The following is a 17353-nucleotide window of genomic DNA, read 5'->3' as shown; positions in this document are numbered from 1 at the left end:
ATATTTGTTAAAATTATCCATCAATTCACCGAAAACTTCACGCCGCCCATGCTTTCCAGCAGTTTGAAAAAAGCGTTGGTGGGGGCTACGCGGTGAAGGCGGGATTGGAGTTTTATCTCGGTGCGGGTGAGGTTGTCTAATACCGAAACCGACAGCGAGCAGTTGCCAGGATGCGCCTGCACGGCTTCGTTGAGCTTGGCCACCAACACCCCGTCGAGCAGGTCTAGATCCAACTGCAACCGAATTTCTTTGGTGAGTTTTTCGCGCACTTCGCTCAGCAGCTGCATCGAACTGATTTTAAACTCGTACTGGTCTTCTGACTTCCAGCGGTTTTGGATTTTGCCTTTCACAAAGAGGAAGTGACCTGTTTGGATGTAGGCCGAAAACTTCACGAAATCTTCGCCGAAAAGCGCCATTTCCATCGAGCCGGCGTAGTCTTCCAGTTTGAAGATACAAAACGGATTGCCTGTTTTGGTGGTCCGAATCTGAAAACTGCTCACAATACCCGCCACGGTGACATCCTTGCCAAACAGCAGCGGCTTCCCGCCGATTTCGACGTTGACGGGCCCAGTGGTTTCGGGGCTTTCCTCGTCGCTCGCTTCGATGAGCTCCGAGGTTGCCATGACGCGGTCGAGGGTGCAGGTACAGAAGTTGTCGAGTTCAAGTCGAAACATATCAAGCGGGTGACCTGAGATGTAGAAGCCTACCACGTCTTTCTCAAAACGCAGTCGCTCAATATCACCCCACGGCTCCACGTTGGGCGCTTTGGGGCGGGCAATGTCGGACCGACCGCCGCCAAAACCGCCAAACAGCGAGGCTTGGGCGTTGGATTTTTCGGCCTGTACGGCGTTGGCGTAGCGGATGAGTTTTTCGATGAGGTTTTGTTGCTCACCGTCTATCGTCGTAAAATACTGCGCGCGGTGGAAGTCTTCAAATAAATCAAATGCCCCCGCGTAGGCCAGCGATTCGATGGTTTTCTTGTTGACCGTCCGCAAGTTGACGCGGGTCATAAAATCATAAATATCTTTGTAAGGGCCGTTTTTGTCGCGCTCTTCGATGATGCTTTCCACGGCTGCGTCGCCCGTGCCTTTGATACCGCCCAGCCCGAAGCGAATCTCACCGCGTTTGTTGACGCCAAAGCGGCGCTCCGATTCGTTGACGTCGGGGCCCAGTACCGACAGGCCGATGGCCTTACATTCCTCCAAAAAGAAGGTGAGTTTTTCAATGTTGCCCAATGAACTCGTCATCACCGCCGCCATGTATTCCGACGGATAGTGCGATTTGAGATAGGCCGTTTGGTAAGCCACAAACGCGTAGCAGGTCGAGTGCGATTTGTTGAAGGCATACGATGCAAAGGCCTCCCAGTCGGTCCAAACTTTGTCGAGTTTCTTTTCATCAAGGCCATTTTTTTTGCCACCTTCCAAAAACTTACTCTTCATTTTGTTCAAGACCTCAATTTGCTTTTTCCCCATCGCTTTCCGCAGCACGTCGGCATCGCCTTTGGTGAAGCCTGCGAGCTTCTGAGAAAGCAACATAATTTGTTCTTGATAGGTCGATATCCCGTAGGTATCTGCCAAATATTCTTCCATTTCGGGAAGGTCATATTCGACTTTTTCACGTCCATGCTTACGGTTGATGTAGTTGGGTATATAGGCAATCGGGCCAGGACGATATAGGGCGTTCATGGCGATAAGGTCTTCAAAACGGTCGGGTTTCAGCTCACGCATGTATTTTTTCATGCCGTCGGATTCAAACTGAAACACGGCGTTGGTATCACCGCGTTGGAAGAGTTCAAAAACTTTGGGGTCGTCGAGGGGAATATAGTCAATGTCGATTTTGACGCCGTGGTTGGCCTCAATCATGCGCAGGGCTTCTTTGATGATGGTGAGGTTGCGCAACCCCAAAAAGTCCATTTTGATAACGCCCGCATCTTCAATGATTTTTCCTTCGTACTGCGTAATGAGCAATTCTGATTCTTTTGATGTACTAACTGGAATCAGATTGGTTAAATCCTCGGGGGCAATGATGATTCCTGCCGCGTGGATACCCACGTTGCGGACAGTGCCTTCTAGTTTCTGTGCTTCTTTCAACACTCTGGCTGTCAGGTCATTGCCTTTGAGCATTTCGCGCAGTTTTTTCAGGTTTTCGACCTCGTCGGGCGAAATGACTTCCGCCATTTTTTCGATAGGTACGTTGAAAACCTTGTTCAGGTTCATGTTGTAAGTAGGCTTATCGGGCACCAACTTTACCACGGCATTGGCTTCGGCCAGCGGCAAGTCCATGACCCGCGCCACGTCTTTGATGGACGATTTGGCGGCCATGGTGCCGTAGGTGATGATCTGTGCCACCTGATTTTTGCCATATTTCTGCACCACATAATCAATCACTTTCTGGCGGCCTTCGTCGTCGAAGTCCGTATCAATATCGGGCATGGAGATACGGTCAGGATTGAGAAAACGCTCAAACAGCAGGTCGTACTTGATGGGGTCGATGTTGGTGATTCCAATCGCGTAGGCCACCGCGCTTCCCGCCGCCGAGCCACGTCCGGGGCCGATGAGCACGCCCATATCGCGGCCCGCCTGAATGAAGTCGGCCACGATGAGGAAGTAGCCAGGAAAACCCATGTTTTTGATGGTGTTCAACTCAAAATTGAGGCGCTCTTCAATTTCGGGCGTAATTTCTTTGTATTTTTTCAGCGCGCCTTCAAACGTCCAGTGTTTGAGGTATTCCCACTGATTGAGTACGTCGGCGGTGAGTTCTTTCATCTTACCGTTGAAGTCAATCATTTGGGAAATGCTGTGCTTCTTAAATTCTTCTGGAATAGGAAAGTTGGGTAGCAGAATGTCGCGGTTGAGCTTCAGCAATTCTACTTTATCCACGATTTCCTGCGTATTGTCCAGCGATTCGGGTAGGTCGCTGAACGTCTTGAGCATTTCGGATTTGGTTTTGAAATAAAATTCATCGTTGAAAAACGCAAATCGTGTGCCCTTGGGCATCGGGCTAGCGTCGTCAAAGTCCTTATTGGTGGGTGTGGCTTGTTTATCGCCAGTGTTTACACAAAGTAAAATATCGTGTGCGTTGGCATCGTCTTGCTCTACATAGTGGCTGTCATTGGAGCATATCACCTTGACATTAAACTCTTTGGCGTATTTAAGCAGGGCGTCGTTGGCAACAATTTGGTCGCGGATACCGTGACGCTGGATTTCGACGTAGTAGTCGTCGCCAAACAGATCCAACCACCATTTAAACTCCTGTCGGCCAGCTTCTTCGCCTTTTTTGATGATGGCTTGCGGCACACTTGCCCCAATGCAGCAGGTAGTGGCTATAAGCCCTTTGTGGTATTTTACCAACAGTTCTTTGTCGATACGCGGATACTTGCCATACATGCCTTCGATGAAACCCAACGAGCAAAGTTTAGCTAAGTTGCGGTAGCCTTCGGCGTTTTTGGCCAGCAGCAGTTGGTGGCGGCGTACGTCCTTTTGTTCTTTGGTAAACTGCTTTTTGTGGCGGTCTTCTACCAAATAAAACTCACAGCCCACAATGGGCTTGATGCCCGTTTTGTGGCCTTCGGCCACGAATTCAAAGACGCCAAACATGTTGCCGTGGTCGGTAATGGCGATGGCGGGCATCTCGTCGGCTTTGGCTTTTTTAAACAGTTTTTTAATATCAGCCGCGCCGTCGAGCAGGGAGTATTGGGTATGGCAGTGGAGGTGGGAGAATTGCATGTTGGGGTATTAATCAATGTTTTTATAATCAAATAAAGTCTTCAAACTATCAGCCGCGCCGTCGAGCAATGAGTATTGGGTTCGGACGGCCGTTGCTGTGGCAGTGTAGGTGGGAGGATTGTATAGGTTTGTAAGCGTATCTTATATTTTATGTTCATATCGTATACCGGTGCTGTGTTTGAGTTCCTTACCGATATCTCTTTTAAATCTTTCTTTTAAACGACTCATGTTTTGGGTGTCTTTACCACCAACAATAAAACCCCAAATTTGGTGTTTAGGGATAGCCCCAAATCGGCTTTTAATATAATGAACGGCTTGTTGGATTTGCTCAAAAGCCCCTTCTGCATCACAACCGCTTCCCTTCAGTTCAACAAAATAATAACTGTAATCAGTAGGGCTATTATTCCTGTCACTCATAAACAAATAGTCACATTGTTTCTGGTTTGAAATTGCAGTTATCAGACATTTGTCCAGTTTTACACAACAAATATTAATGTTTTTATCGCTGCAATTGATGGAAAATGTTTTACCGTGTTCATTTACACTGCGCTTGGTTGAACAACATTTTTCTTCTTTTTTAATTTTGTGGTAAATGCTTTCGCCCTCTTTCACGGATACTGGATATTTAGCAATTCATCAAATTCATTACTGATTTGTTGGGTAACGTCATCAAACAGACGGGCATCTACTCCCTTAAATTCTTGGTTAAGCGCATCCTCTATTTCTCCGTTTACTAAGTTGTAGGCAGCAAATTCATCGAAGTTCAGCCATGCTGCCCGGTCAATGATTCGTTCTGCATCACTGTCATTAATTTGAAATGCTTTCAGCAAATTATCAAGCACCCGAAGAATAAATGTGCTGTGAGTAGTGATGAGTAGTTGGCTTTCAGGGTTTTTGTTGGCTAATATGGCTAAGGATTCGATTAACTCTTTTTGGGCAGCAGCAAATAGATGTGATTCAGGCTCTTCAATGACCCGAAATACCGGGTCACTATAGAGCACATGCAAGAAAATATCTTGGAAAGTCCGGATGCTTTCTTGCTGACCAGAAGAAGCATTTTGGAGAAAAACGAATTGATTGTCATTTAGCGTCAGTTTTTCGCCCTCACTGTCATTTAGATAGTGTCCTTTTAAAACAGCCTCAATTCGCGTGAGTATTTTTTCTGAATCTGTACAATCAAGTTCTGGGTTTAGTTCTTTCTCGTCCTCAATGAAGGTTTGAAAATTGCCTGATTGGAGAAACTTGTTTCTTAAAAAACGGTTGTATTGAATAAATTTCAATAATATAATATCATTTTCAGACATATATCTGTGAGCTTCTTTGTCATTAGATGCTGATAAATTGTTGTCTAATTTAGAGTAAATTTCTAATAAATGATTTCCTAGTGAAATCACAGCGTTTCTACTTGCGGGTAAATAAAGATTCAATTGAGTACTTCCGAAAAGATTATTGACTATCTTAACGATACCATTAACAAACCTATCTCTTTCTCTTCTTTCCAAATCGCCAAAAGCATTATCTAAACGCTTTAATTCACGATTGAGTCCAATGGCTTTGTTCAACTTCGAGAGCCAGTGCTCAAACTCAATCTTCAATTCTCCTGTTTCAATTTGGCTGATCCTAATAAATTCGTCATTGGCGTAAGAATAAGTGATTTCAAAATTTGTAAGACGCCTGGAAGAGCCAAACAGTGTAATAAAATAGCTGTAGATTTGTCCTTCTATAACTTGCTTTAAGTTATCTTCAGTTACCAAAAAATTGCCGATGAAAGGAGTAAGTATTTCCTCACGGATTGTCTTAAAGAAATAAACCAACTTTGCTACGGTACTTTTACCACTGCCCTGTTCTCCCATCAAGACCGTCATTTTTTTGACATTAATAGGTCGCTCTTCTTTATTAACAATGGCTTTAAAGTTCTTTATGAGTATTTGTTCCATGGCTTTGGGAAGTCATTTGATGCTGGTATCTCCTTTTATCTATTGCTTAACAAAAACCAAAGTTAGGCATTTTTACACTTTATTCAGATTGGTTTTACTCATGACTTATTTAACAGGCAGTGTGATGACAAACTCCGTACCTTCTCCTTCGGTACTCGTCACGTCCAACGTTCCCTGATGGCCTTTGGTGACAATATCGTACGACAACGACAGGCCAAGTCCAGTGCCCTCGCCCGTAGGTTTGGTGGTAAAAAACGGTTGAAAAACCTTTTGAATAATGGCTTGCGGAATGCCCAGACCATTGTCTCGAATACGTATTTCCACCGTTTTAAGGTCTTTTAATGTGGTGCTTACCCAAATGGTTGGCTCGTAGGCTTCGGCAATAAATTGCTGTTTTTGGTGAAGGGCATAAAAGGCATTGCCAAACAGGTTGAGCAATACGCGTCCTATGTCCTGTGCGGCAAGGTTGAGCGTCGGAATATCGGTGCTGAAATCGGTGATTAATTGGCAGTTAAAAGTTGGGTGGGTTGCTCGTTGGCCGTGGTAGGCGAGCCGCAGGTATTCGTCGGCCAAGGCGTTTAGGTTGGTTGGCTCCATTTGTCCCGACGATGTGCGCGAGTGCGCGAGCATACTGCGTACTATCGAACTGGCCCGCTGCCCATGATGGGTGATTTTTTGGAGGTTCTGTCGTAAGTCGGCCAGTATTTCCTGTTCGAGTTCAGGGTCTTGTTGTTCGGGAGATTTTTCCCTTTCTTCCTGTAGCTCGTCCAATAAATCCACGGATACTTCTGAGAAGTTATTGACAAAATTGAGCGGATTCTGTATCTCATGGGCTACGCCCGCGGTCAATTCTCCCAATGAGGCCATTTTTTCCTTTTGGATGAGTTGGGCTTGGGTAGCTTTCAAGGTTTCGAGCGATTGATTCAGTTCGGCGGTTCGTTCATTGACCTGATGCTCAAGGGTTTCATTCTGCGTAGCCAAAATCTGCTGCTTTTCCTGCTCTTGAGCTAATGTTTTGGCCGAAAGTTTTTGGACTTCTTCCAGATTCAGCTGCATAGACTTGTACGTATGGGTATAATCCTGTACAAGCGAGAGCGATAGGCCAATAGGAATGCTCAGCATTACTGAAAAAACAAAAATAAGCAGCACAAAAGCTAAGATAAAAGCATTGTCTCCCAGTCCGGTGAGGCCTTGTACAATCCCCATGATGATTCCCGAAAGAATCAACAGCAGTAAAGCAAAAAAGGAGAAACGGAGCGAATTCCAAGGTAATTTATTATGGGAATCACCCTGCCGTTTTCCCAGCCAACTCACTCTGATATAATCGATCAGCACCAGAAAAAAAGGAATGAAAAATTGGCCATTAGGGAAAGGCCCGATAAAGCATTGATAGCCAAAACTAACTACTAATGAGGTAATAATAAAGTAAAAGAGCCAACTGTGTCGTCGTTTCAAATAAGTATAAACAGCAGCTAATAATGAACCAAAAGCCAAATGAATGCTTGAAATCTGCCCTACATCCAGCAATGATTTTTGCGTTAAGGTTCCAGTAAATCCATCTACCATGCTTAGACCAAACATGACGGTAAAACAGAGAGTAGCAAACGACAAAATCAGGTGTACCTTTTGATTAGAATTGGCGCGAAAAAAAAGAAAATGAAGCAGGGAGAGTATCCCGAACAATCCCGCCAGCATACCGCCGACGCCCGCATTCCAAGCAGTATTGACCAATTGGTTGAGCATGGACTGATGCGATGGTTCAAGCCAAAGCTTGAATGCGTCCTCATCGGTTGAGGCATAATAGAGGGGAGACGAGCGAAATGAGTATCGCAGGGCTAAAACGTGGGTATTGGTGTCTTGGACGGTAAACGGGATTTGCATGAGCCTGAGCTGCGATGCTGAATCCTGTGGGTCAGAGGTATTGGTTGTCGCCACCAATTTCCCATCTAAATACAGTTCGGAGTAGCCAAATTGTTTTATGATGAGGGAATAGTCCGTTTTTAAGGACTTTTTAGAAAGGTTGAATTTTAGCCTGAACCAGCCTTTTTTGGCTTTCCAAAGAGCCTTATTGTCCCGTAATGAGCTGTTTGCTTTTTTCCAATGACGATCATCGTAGCTTGGATTCGCCCATGCTGACGAATCTCCGGACATAAATTTCCAGTGGTCATCCTTGAAAAACAGCTGCCCCATTTGAATAGTAATTCCGGTTTTTTGGCATTGGCCTAAATACGGAAGTAAAAAAAGGCAGAGGAAAAGCAGTCTTTTCATAGATAAGGGGCTGTTTGCAGCTAAATGGAGGGCCGAAGCCGCTTTGGCAAATTTAGACAACAATGATTATATTTTAATAAGACATACACTGGTTTGCATAGACGGACATTCAAAAGACCCTATTTGCGTTGAAATGAGAAATGGGCATTTGCCCACGGAGGCTGAAAATAGGGTATTCATAAAGTCTCGATTCTCGTAAAAATAGTACAAAAGCGATATAAAATAAGCAAATTCCTACCTTGGGCATTGGGTAAATGGGTTAGGTTCTGCTATATTTGCCCGAATTTTTTTTAAACCTTAAATCAAATATCCTAACTACTACGCATGAATAATATCGTTTATCTCGTTCCTGCTTTTGGTGTCTTGGGGCTATTGTATACGGCCTGGCGTTTCAGCTGGGTGTCGAACCAGCCAGCCGGTGACGCAAACATGCAAAAACTCTCTGGCTACATTGCCGACGGAGCCATTGCTTTCCTTAAAGCCGAGTGGAAAATCCTGGCTTATTTCGCCATTCCCACGGCCGTTTTATTATTTTGGTTGGGTTCTGATGAAGGTACGCCTGAGCATCCTATCCATTCTTCACCCCTCATTGCCGTCGCGTTTTTGATTGGTGCATTGCTGTCGGCTACTGCGGGTTACATCGGTATGAAAGTCGCCACCAAAGCCAACGTACGTACTGCGCAGGCGGCGCGGACGTCGCTGGCCAAAGCCCTTGAAGTTTCTTTCACGGGTGGTTCCGTGATGGGAATGGGTGTAGCAGGGTTAGCGGTTTTGGGCTTAGGAGGCCTTTTTATCTTGTTTTATAACATCTTTGCTGCGGGTAAACCGCTTACCTCCGACGAAATGAAAACCGCCATCGAAGTATTGGCTGGGTTTTCGTTGGGTGCGGAATCCATCGCGCTTTTTGCGCGTGTGGGTGGGGGTATCTATACAAAAGCAGCCGACGTGGGTGCCGACCTCGTGGGTAAAGTGGAAGCTGGTATTCCAGAAGACGACGTTCGTAATCCTGCCACCATCGCCGACAACGTGGGCGATAACGTAGGTGACGTAGCGGGTATGGGTGCCGACTTGTTTGGCTCGTATGTTGCCACTATTTTGGCAACAATGGTTTTAGGCCAAGAAATTGGCGTAGAAGATAACTACGGAGGCTTTTCGCCAGTATTGCTCCCGATGCTGATTGCGGGTGTGGGTCTGTTGGCGTCGTTAGTTTCAACATTTTTTGTAAGGATTAAAGGGGAAACTTCATCAGTACAAAATGCTTTGAACATCGGCAACTGGGCTTCAATTGGTATTACGTTTGTGGCTTCTTACTTTTTAGTAAAAAATATATTACCCGAGACCCTCAACTTGCGCGGCTTTGAATTTACCTCTGATGGGGTGTTTTATGCAATCGTCGTGGGTTTGGTTGTAGGTGCGTTGATGTCTTACATCACCGAATATTATACCGCTATGGGCAAGCGTCCCGTGTTGTCAATCATCGAAAAATCAGGCACAGGACACGCGACCAACATCATTGGCGGTTTGGCCGTTGGTATGGAGTCAACGGTGTTGCCGATTTTAACGTTGGCGGCAGGTATTATTCTTTCGTACAAGTTTGCGGGTCTTTACGGTGTGTCTATCGCGGCGGCCGGAATGATGGCTACGACGGCCATGCAGTTGGCGATTGACGCTTTCGGGCCGATTGCTGACAACGCAGGTGGTATCGCTGAAATGTCGCAGTTGCCTCCAGAAGTTCGTGAGCGTACCGACAATTTAGATGCCGTTGGTAACACCACTGCCGCTACAGGTAAAGGTTTTGCAATTGCTTCGGCAGCTCTGACTTCGTTGGCATTGTTTGCGGCTTTCGTTGGAATTGCGGGCATTACCCAAATTGACATTTACAAAGCCGACGTACTGGCGGGCTTATTTGTAGGGGGTATGATTCCGTTTATTTTTAGTGCGTTGTGTATCTCAGCGGTGGGTAAAGCTGCCATGGAAATGGTGAACGAAGTTCGTCGTCAGTTCCGCGAGATTCCCGGTATCATGGAATACAAAACCGAACCCGAATACGAAAAATGCGTAGCGATTTCTACCGAGGCTTCTATCAAACAAATGATTTTGCCAGGCGCGATTGCCTTGATTACGCCAGTACTTGTCGGCTTTACCATGGGTCCCGAAGTATTGGGTGGTTTGTTGGCAGGGGTGACCGTGTCAGGTGTATTGATGGGGATTTTCCAATCAAATGCCGGTGGCGCGTGGGACAACGCTAAGAAGTCATTCGAAAAAGGAGTAATGATTGATGGTCAGATGTACTTCAAAAAGTCGGAGCCACACAAGGCTTCCGTAACGGGAGATACCGTAGGGGATCCATTCAAAGATACTTCGGGTCCTTCTATGAACATTCTGATTAAATTGATGTCTATCGTGTCGTTGGTAATTGCTCCTTATATCGCCGTAAAAGGTGGCCATGACCATGCTGCCATGAAAGAAACAATGGAGGTAAACGTAACCAAAAATAACGAAAACGGGACCATCACCAGCGCCGCAACGTTGAAACTTGACAACGGCTTAGAACTCAACATTGCCGCTAATGGCAACCCCATTGAAGTAGGCTTGATTGACTTTATTCGTTCTGACAAACCCGTTGATAAAACGACTTGGTTTGATTTTGACCGTTTATTGTTTGAAACAGGTAAGGCAACGTTGAAGCCGGAGTCGCAGGAGCAATTGAAGAATGTTTCCGAAATTATGAAAGCGTTTCCTGCGGTAAATATCAAATTGGGTGGTTATACCGACAACACAGGTGATGCCAATGCCAATCTCAAACTATCGAGCGACCGCGCGGCGGCCGTTGAGGCTGAATTGGTAGCGATGGGTATTGACAACAGCCGGATTGACTCAGAAGGCTACGGCGACCAATATCCAGTAGCGTCCAACGACACTGAGGAAGGACGTGCTCAAAACCGCCGTATCTCGGTTCGGGTAACGAAAAAATAGGAACTATTCCTGATTTATATCATAAAAAGCCTTGCTCTGACCGTTTTTGGAGCAAGGCTTTTGCTTGTGAGAGGGTGAACTTATAAATTTGCCAAAAACGTTTCGCACACCCAATAACCGTTTTTTAGTAATCGCACTTCGGAAATCATACTTTGAAAATCCGCTAATTTTTCTTCTGACTATGAACCTAACTAAGATTGTTTCGCTGCTGTTTGCCCTTTTGTTTGTTTATTTTGTGGTTGTTCAATACAACGACCCCGACCCTCAGGTGTGGATGCCCATCTACGGTATTGCCGTGGCAGCTTGCTTGAGTATTTACTTTGCAAAAGCGCCGCGTTCTTACGTTTTTGTGGTGATGGCACTGGCCTATTTTTTTGCTTCCTATCAGCAATGGCCGCCGCAGTATGAAGGCGTATTTTGGGGAGAAATGAAAATGCGGAGCATCAACATCGAGCTCGCCCGCGAATCTCTGGGATTAACGGTGAGCGGCATGGGAATGCTCGTGATGGCTTACTTGCGCACCAGATTGGGGAAGTAAAGACGCTTGTTACTTGCTCCTTTCGATGGTATACTGAACCAAACCTTCCAGTGAATTTCGGTAGTTTGATTCAGGGAAGGAGTGTAAAATAGTCTTGGCTTCTTCGACCAGTTTTTGCATGGCCTGCGTAGCATATTGTATCCCGCCAGAGTCACGAACAAACTGGATAACTTCGGCTACTTTTTGGGGCTTGTCGCTGTGGTTTTTGATGATATTGATGATCTGTCGTTTTTTGGTCCACGTGGTTTGACGCAAGGCGTATATCAACGGAAGGGTCATTTTTTTCTCTTTGATGTCAATACCAAGGGGTTTTCCTACTTCGGCATCTCCAAAATCAAACAGGTCATCTTTGATTTGAAAGGCAAGCCCTACCTTCTCGCCAAATTGGCGCATTTTGTCAACCAATTCTTCGGATGCTCCCGCAGAGCGTGCTCCCACGCCGCAGCAGGAAGAAATAAGCGAAGCGGTTTTTTGGCGAATAATTTCAAAATAGACATCCTCCGTGATGTCCAAGCGGCGCGCTTTTGAGAGTTGAAGTAGCTCGCCTTCGCTCATTTCTCGAACGGCATTAGAAACAATTTGAAGGAGACTAAAATCTTGATTATCAACTGATAGTAATAGGCCTCGTGACAAAAGATAATCTCCCACCAATACCGCAATTTTGTTTTTCCAAAGGGCATTGACCGAGAAAAAACCGCGTCGGTAGTTAGAGTCGTCAACCACATCGTCGTGGACGAGCGTGGCGGTGTGGAGCAATTCGATCAGGGCCGCACCCCTGTACGTAGCTTCTGTGATGGAACCGCTAATACCGGCCGTCAAGAAGACAAACATCGGGCGTAGTTGTTTTCCTTTTCGACGCACTATATAATTCATGATTTGGTCAAGAAGCATGACCTCACTTTTCATAAATTGCCGAAATTTTCGCTCAAAGGCGTCCATTTCGGAGGAGATGGGGGCTTGAATATCTTTAATGGAAAGAGACATAATTTCAGGGAAAAGTGTACGGGCAACCACGAGTAAAGGGTGGGCAGGTTAGCCGTATACTAATGACAAATTCAGCCTATCGGTATCTTTACTTGTTTTGTTATGGGACAAACGCCAAATTTGGGACAAAATCTGTTAACATTACACGAAAGTTCTATAATTTGTTTCAACCGAGTGACAATAACTGTGATGTCATTCCCCTTTTTTTAGGATGAGAAAATATTTTTGAGGGTAAAATAACAAAAACGGCATTGTTTGTGAATACAAAACAAAGGATAGAAAAGGGCGATATTGGCCCCTTTTTAATAAATAATAATTACATACTATGAAGGCATTGGTACTCGGAGGAGGCTCCCTGAAGGGCGCTTTTCAGGTGGGAGTGATTCAGGCGATATTGGAAAGTGGATTTGAACCCGAAATGATATACGGGATTTCTGTCGGTAGCCTTAACGCTGGCTTTTTGGTGAACGCTGCTGGGAAGCAACATATTGAGAACAAGGTGATTGACTGGCCGGGCATTAGTCGTCAATTGATTGAGTTTTGGATTAAAAATATTACCCGTCCCGAAGACATCGCCCTCGTACGGTCGCGCCTGACCTTGGGAATAGATACCCTGATGAGCCGCTTTGATGGATTGCTAGACACGACTCCTCTGCACACCCTTATCCGAAAAAACCTTAATGAGTTTATTCTCAAAAATAGTCCTGTTAAACTCAAAGTAGGGGCGGTAGACGTTGTAAGTGGAAAAATGGTGTATGCCACGCCCGAAGATGAAAGCTTTTTGGAATATATTATGGCCAGTAGTTCGTTGCCTACGTTGATGCCAGCTATCCACATCAAAGGTCAACGAAAAGCGGCGTACTTAGATGGAGGGCTTCGGGTAGTTGCCCCGCTCAAAGCAGCACTGGAAGATGGAGCCACCGAAATTGTGTGCATTGCCTGCCATGCTGAACATATTTATGATGAGCCTGTAAACTATCGAAATTTGCTGAAACTGCTGGACCGGGTCAAGGATATTAACGTAAACCAGATTGTTAATAGTGACATTGCCTGGGGGCAAAACTACGTGGAAAAAGAAGGACTGAAAGGTCGAGCGCTGAAACTATCGGTGGTGCGTCCGCATGAACCCTTGCATCTTGATATGTTGAAGTTTAATTCAGACGATATTGTGCGGTTGATTGTTCAAGGTTACAAAACAGGGTTTGAATACATTCAGGAAAATGGGTTGCCTCTCCTAAACACGCCCAATGCGGCTCCCAGCGAATCCCCGCAAAATGCATAGACGCATTTCCGCGGCCAAATAGAGAAATCGAAATTTACTTTACTATACATTTATTTTAAGAATGAATATTACGATTCGCAGAGGTACTGCTGAAGATGTACCCCAGGCATTTGAGCTGGTTCAGGAACTTGCTTTGTACGAAAAAGCCCCCGAACAAGTCACCAACACCCCCGAAATGATGCTCAAAGATGGATTTGGCCCTGAGCCGATTTTTGGTCTATTTGTGGCGGAGGTCGACGGTAAAGTAGTGGGGATTTCGTTGTATTATTATCGTTATTCTACCTGGAAAGGCAAACGCCTCTACTTGGAAGACATCGTGGTGACGGAGTCAATGCGTGGGTATGGTTTGGGCAAACAACTTTTTGACGTGACGGTAGAAGAAGCAAAAAATACCCAATGTACCGGCATGATGTGGCAGGTGCTGGATTGGAACGAACCAGCTATTCAGTTTTATAAAAAATACGGTACCCGCTTTGACGAGGGCTGGATTAATTGTCACTTGGATTTTTAGCGATTTCAAAATCTGCTTTGTTACTTTTTTTTGAGCAACTCACGGAGTTGTTTTTCGATTACTTCGGCTTTTTTTCGGGCATCCTCCATTGGTAGACCCACCTTCATTTCGGGGCGGGTGTGGCCAGTGGAGGTCAGCCAAGCGTCTTTCATAAATTGTTGCCGCTCTGAGACGAGTTGCAAAATTTCCTCTCCGTTTGGGTGAATGGTCAAAGTTGTTTTGACGTTCTCTGCTTCTTCCAGCCCTTTTTCTCCCAAATACATCAATACTTGTTTGGCCATCAGCCAATGCCCCAAAGCGTCGGGATGAACGCCATCTTTGGCCAATGCAAAGTCGGGATTGTTTTGGCGGTGTTGTTCCAAATAGACTTTCATCGGGAAATGCAGGTCGGCTATTTCCCATTTCTGAGCCTTGCGTTGGCTCAATAACCATTCCGAGTAGGTGTCTAGTACGGCACCATAGCCCACAGCCTTGCCTTTGAGTTCGTCATAAATTGGCGGCGTGAGGTGGACAATCGGTACACCTATGCCCGCGACTCGTGTGTGTAACCATGTGATACCTTCGCGATACTTTTGGAACCTTTCTTCGTCTAAAGGTAAATAGATGCCATCGTTCATGCCATAACAGGCAAAAACAAAGTCAGGTTTGGTTTGGGTGAGTACCCTGTCAAGACGCTCATGCAAATCAGGCCGAGGAAATCTTCCTCCCGCATGGTTGGATTCAGAAAGCCCCGAAACGGTTTCGCTGGGCAAACCCACATTGATGAATTCAAAACGTCTGTTGGGGTAATGCGTCAGGAGATAGGCCTCGATGTCGGTGATAAATTGCCCAGCATAGGTGATACTGTTGCCGATAAAGACAATTCGGTGGATTTTTTTGGGGAAGGGTTTTGGACCGCTGGCTACCGAAGTAGAAAGTAATAAAAAATAGAAAATAATATACCAAAAAGTTGCACGTCGGTTGTGTTTTTTGAATGTTGAATTCATGCCTAAAAAAGTCAATTGGGAATTTAATAAACAAAGTGATTATGGATGAAAACTAACCCTGCACTTCAGTAATTATTTCCGAATCCGTTGTTCGGATTATTCCGATGCAATAGAATAGGGAGTGGGCGTTTTTTGAAAGAATGTAGGTCTCTAAAATCTAAATAGGTTTATTTTTCGTATATATATTTTAATTCTTATCGGATAAAAAAGAGAATTTAGGATAGTTTCTGGAATGTTCAACTTTCGTTTTCTTCCTGAAAAGTAAAGTTAAATCAAAGAAGCGAAGAGTGAATAAAATTCGTTCAATAAAATCTCAACATGTTGATATATAGCTTTCTAATATTGAAGAATTTATTCATAAAAATATACCATTTGTAAAATTTATATATACTATTTCATATTTTTGCATCTTAATACTTTACCCTAACTCATTCATGACAAACATTAAAGCACTCCTTCTACAGGACAGTACAGCCTGTACCCATCCGATTGAAAAGATGATAGAAGAGCCTGGATTCGAAGTACTACGTGTATTGGCTTCGGCATCTGACGATCTCCTCAAAAGTATTTTTACGCTTCAGCCTGATTTGATTATCTGCGAAGACTCTTACAGTAAACTCATTTTGAGCGCTGAGCGGAGAATTAAAAAAAATATCCCTATCGTATTTGTGGGGGCTAATGAAGGCGGTTTTACGGAAATGCCTATTCCAAATCGACCGACGGCGTATCTGAAATGGCCTTTTACGGGCGGCGTTTTACGGGCAATGATTCATCTACTTATCTGAAATTTCTTGTGCTCCACCTAACTTTTGAGAAAAACGAATGCCCCCGACTTTTGGGGGCACTTGTTTTTGTAAGTAAACCATACGGAGGTTAAATAGCTGTTAATTGATAAAAGTAAAGGCAGAATTAAGTAGATAGCTGATGATTGACCATTTTATGTTTCAGCACCTAATTCAAACCGATACATGAAAAATTACAAGATAGGATTGATTGCCCTCATGCCTCTTTTTGCAGGAATAACGACCGTTTGTGCGCAGAAAGGGAAAGAAGTGAGTTTTACAAAACAAGTACTGACCAAGATGTTCTTTTCGGAAGGCGTGGCGGTAGGAGATGTGAATCATGACGGAAAGAAGGACGTTATGGCAGGGGCATTTTGGTTTCAGGCGCCCAACTGGGAACGTCACGAAATTGCCAAAGGAGATACTTTCACTGTTAATGGCGGCTACAGTAATTCGTTCCTGAATTTCAGTATGGATGTCAATCAGGATGGCTGGATTGATTTGATACGGGTAGATTATCCTGGAATTCCGGTGGTGTGGCACGAAAATCCCCAGAATAAACCCGGCCACTGGAAAGTACATGTAATTAGCAAATCGCTGGGCAATGAATCTCCGTATTTTGGCGATATCGACGGTGACGGTCGCCCCGATATTGTCGGTAATGATTCCGAATCAAAACAGATTATATGGTTGAAATCTCCCACCAAAAAAGGTGATACGCAATGGGAAAAAACCGTGATTGCGGAAGGAAACATTCCTGGAACTCACCGATTTACCCACGGCCTTGGTTTGGTAGATATGAACGATGATGGCCGACTTGATGTGCTCATCAAAGAAGGTTGGTGGGAAGCACCTGCCGACCGTAAACAGCCGAATTGGGCATTTCACAAGGCAAATTTGGGCGAAGATTGTTCTCAAATGTACCTACTTGATGTAAATCAGGATGGGTTGAAAGATGTTATCAGTACTTCGGCGCATGCCTATGGTATGTGGTGGCACGAACAGGGCAAAGACGGACAAGGTAACCCCACTTGGACGAAGCACGAAATATATAAAGCTTTTTCGCAGACACACGGACTAAGTTTAGTTGACATCAATGGCGATGGACAAAAAGATTTGGTGACAGGTAAACGTTATTTTGCGCACAATGGCAATGACCCCGGCGAGTTTCAGCCAGCGGTATTGTATTGGTTTGAATTCAAACCTGGCCCAACGCCCACTTGGACGCCCCACGAAATTGACAATAACTCGGGCGTAGGCTTGCACGTTGTGACGGAAGATATGAACAACGACCGCCTTCCTGATGTTGTGGTAGCGAACAAAAAAGGGGTGCATGTGTTTTTGCAGCAAAAAAAGTAACCATT

The 17353-nt window shown here is 44.9% G+C and carries 12 protein-coding genes; 6 read left to right on the top strand and 6 right to left on the bottom strand.

What is annotated here, in order from left to right; genetic code table 11:
• Window positions 1–20: 20 nt before the first annotated feature.
• From dnaE to DR864_RS10095, 4 genes are all read right to left on the bottom strand, one after another.
• Window positions 21–3725: a DNA polymerase III subunit alpha gene (dnaE, locus tag DR864_RS10110; protein ID WP_114066847.1), complete on the bottom strand. Its 3705-nt coding sequence runs from the start codon at window positions 3723–3725 to the stop codon at window positions 21–23.
• A 141-nt stretch (window positions 3726–3866) separates the two neighbouring features.
• A complete protein-coding gene (locus tag DR864_RS10105; RefSeq protein ID WP_114066846.1) occupies window positions 3867–4337 on the bottom strand; it encodes a hypothetical protein in 471 nt (156 codons plus the stop codon).
• Complete coding sequence (locus DR864_RS10100; RefSeq protein ID WP_114066845.1) at window positions 4334–5662, bottom strand: AAA family ATPase; 1329 nt, start codon at window positions 5660–5662, stop codon at window positions 4334–4336. The genes DR864_RS10105 and DR864_RS10100 overlap by 4 nt, the downstream gene beginning before the upstream one ends.
• 105 nt (window positions 5663–5767) lie before the next feature.
• A complete protein-coding gene (locus DR864_RS10095; protein ID WP_229599557.1) occupies window positions 5768–7930 on the bottom strand; it encodes a sensor histidine kinase in 2163 nt (720 codons plus the stop codon).
• A 324-nt stretch (window positions 7931–8254) separates the two neighbouring features.
• Here DR864_RS10095 and DR864_RS10090 point away from each other — a divergent pair, with 324 nt between their 5' ends.
• Both DR864_RS10090 and DR864_RS10085 read left to right on the top strand, forming a co-directional pair.
• Window positions 8255–10906 carry a sodium-translocating pyrophosphatase gene (locus DR864_RS10090; RefSeq protein ID WP_114066844.1) on the top strand — a complete coding sequence of 884 codons (2652 nt, stop codon included), beginning with the start codon at window positions 8255–8257 and terminating at the stop codon, window positions 10904–10906.
• Window positions 10907–11087: 181 nt separating this feature from the next.
• A complete protein-coding gene (locus DR864_RS10085) occupies window positions 11088–11444 on the top strand; it encodes a transmembrane 220 family protein (RefSeq protein ID WP_114066843.1) in 357 nt (118 codons plus the stop codon).
• A 9-nt stretch (window positions 11445–11453) separates the two neighbouring features.
• Here the strand turns inward: DR864_RS10085 and DR864_RS10080 are convergent, their stop codons facing one another.
• Window positions 11454–12428: a polyprenyl synthetase family protein gene (locus DR864_RS10080; RefSeq protein ID WP_114066842.1), complete on the bottom strand. Its 975-nt coding sequence runs from the start codon at window positions 12426–12428 to the stop codon at window positions 11454–11456.
• Between the two features lie 325 nt (window positions 12429–12753).
• Between DR864_RS10080 and DR864_RS10075 the strand changes: the two genes are divergently transcribed.
• Both DR864_RS10075 and DR864_RS10070 read left to right on the top strand, forming a co-directional pair.
• Window positions 12754–13710 carry a patatin-like phospholipase family protein gene (locus tag DR864_RS10075; protein WP_114066841.1) on the top strand — a complete coding sequence of 319 codons (957 nt, stop codon included), beginning with the start codon at window positions 12754–12756 and terminating at the stop codon, window positions 13708–13710.
• A 61-nt stretch (window positions 13711–13771) separates the two neighbouring features.
• A complete protein-coding gene (locus tag DR864_RS10070) occupies window positions 13772–14221 on the top strand; it encodes a GNAT family N-acetyltransferase (RefSeq protein WP_114066840.1) in 450 nt (149 codons plus the stop codon).
• A gap of 20 nt (window positions 14222–14241) precedes the next feature.
• Here the strand turns inward: DR864_RS10070 and DR864_RS10065 are convergent, their stop codons facing one another.
• A complete protein-coding gene (locus DR864_RS10065; RefSeq protein ID WP_114066839.1) occupies window positions 14242–15207 on the bottom strand; it encodes an SGNH/GDSL hydrolase family protein in 966 nt (321 codons plus the stop codon).
• A 434-nt stretch (window positions 15208–15641) separates the two neighbouring features.
• Here DR864_RS10065 and DR864_RS10060 point away from each other — a divergent pair, with 434 nt between their 5' ends.
• Both DR864_RS10060 and DR864_RS10055 read left to right on the top strand, forming a co-directional pair.
• The gene (locus DR864_RS10060; protein WP_114066838.1) at window positions 15642–15992 is read left to right on the top strand and encodes an ANTAR domain-containing protein; all 351 of its coding nucleotides are present in this window, start codon (window positions 15642–15644) and stop codon (window positions 15990–15992) included.
• Window positions 15993–16175: 183 nt separating this feature from the next.
• A complete protein-coding gene (locus DR864_RS10055) occupies window positions 16176–17348 on the top strand; it encodes an FG-GAP repeat domain-containing protein (RefSeq protein WP_114066837.1) in 1173 nt (390 codons plus the stop codon).
• The last annotated feature ends 5 nt before the right edge of the window (window positions 17349–17353 follow it).

Source organism: Runella rosea, assembly GCF_003325355.1.
Taxonomy (GTDB): Bacteria; Bacteroidota; Bacteroidia; order Cytophagales; family Spirosomataceae; genus Runella; species Runella rosea.
This window is presented reverse-complemented; position numbering and strand designations above follow the sequence as displayed.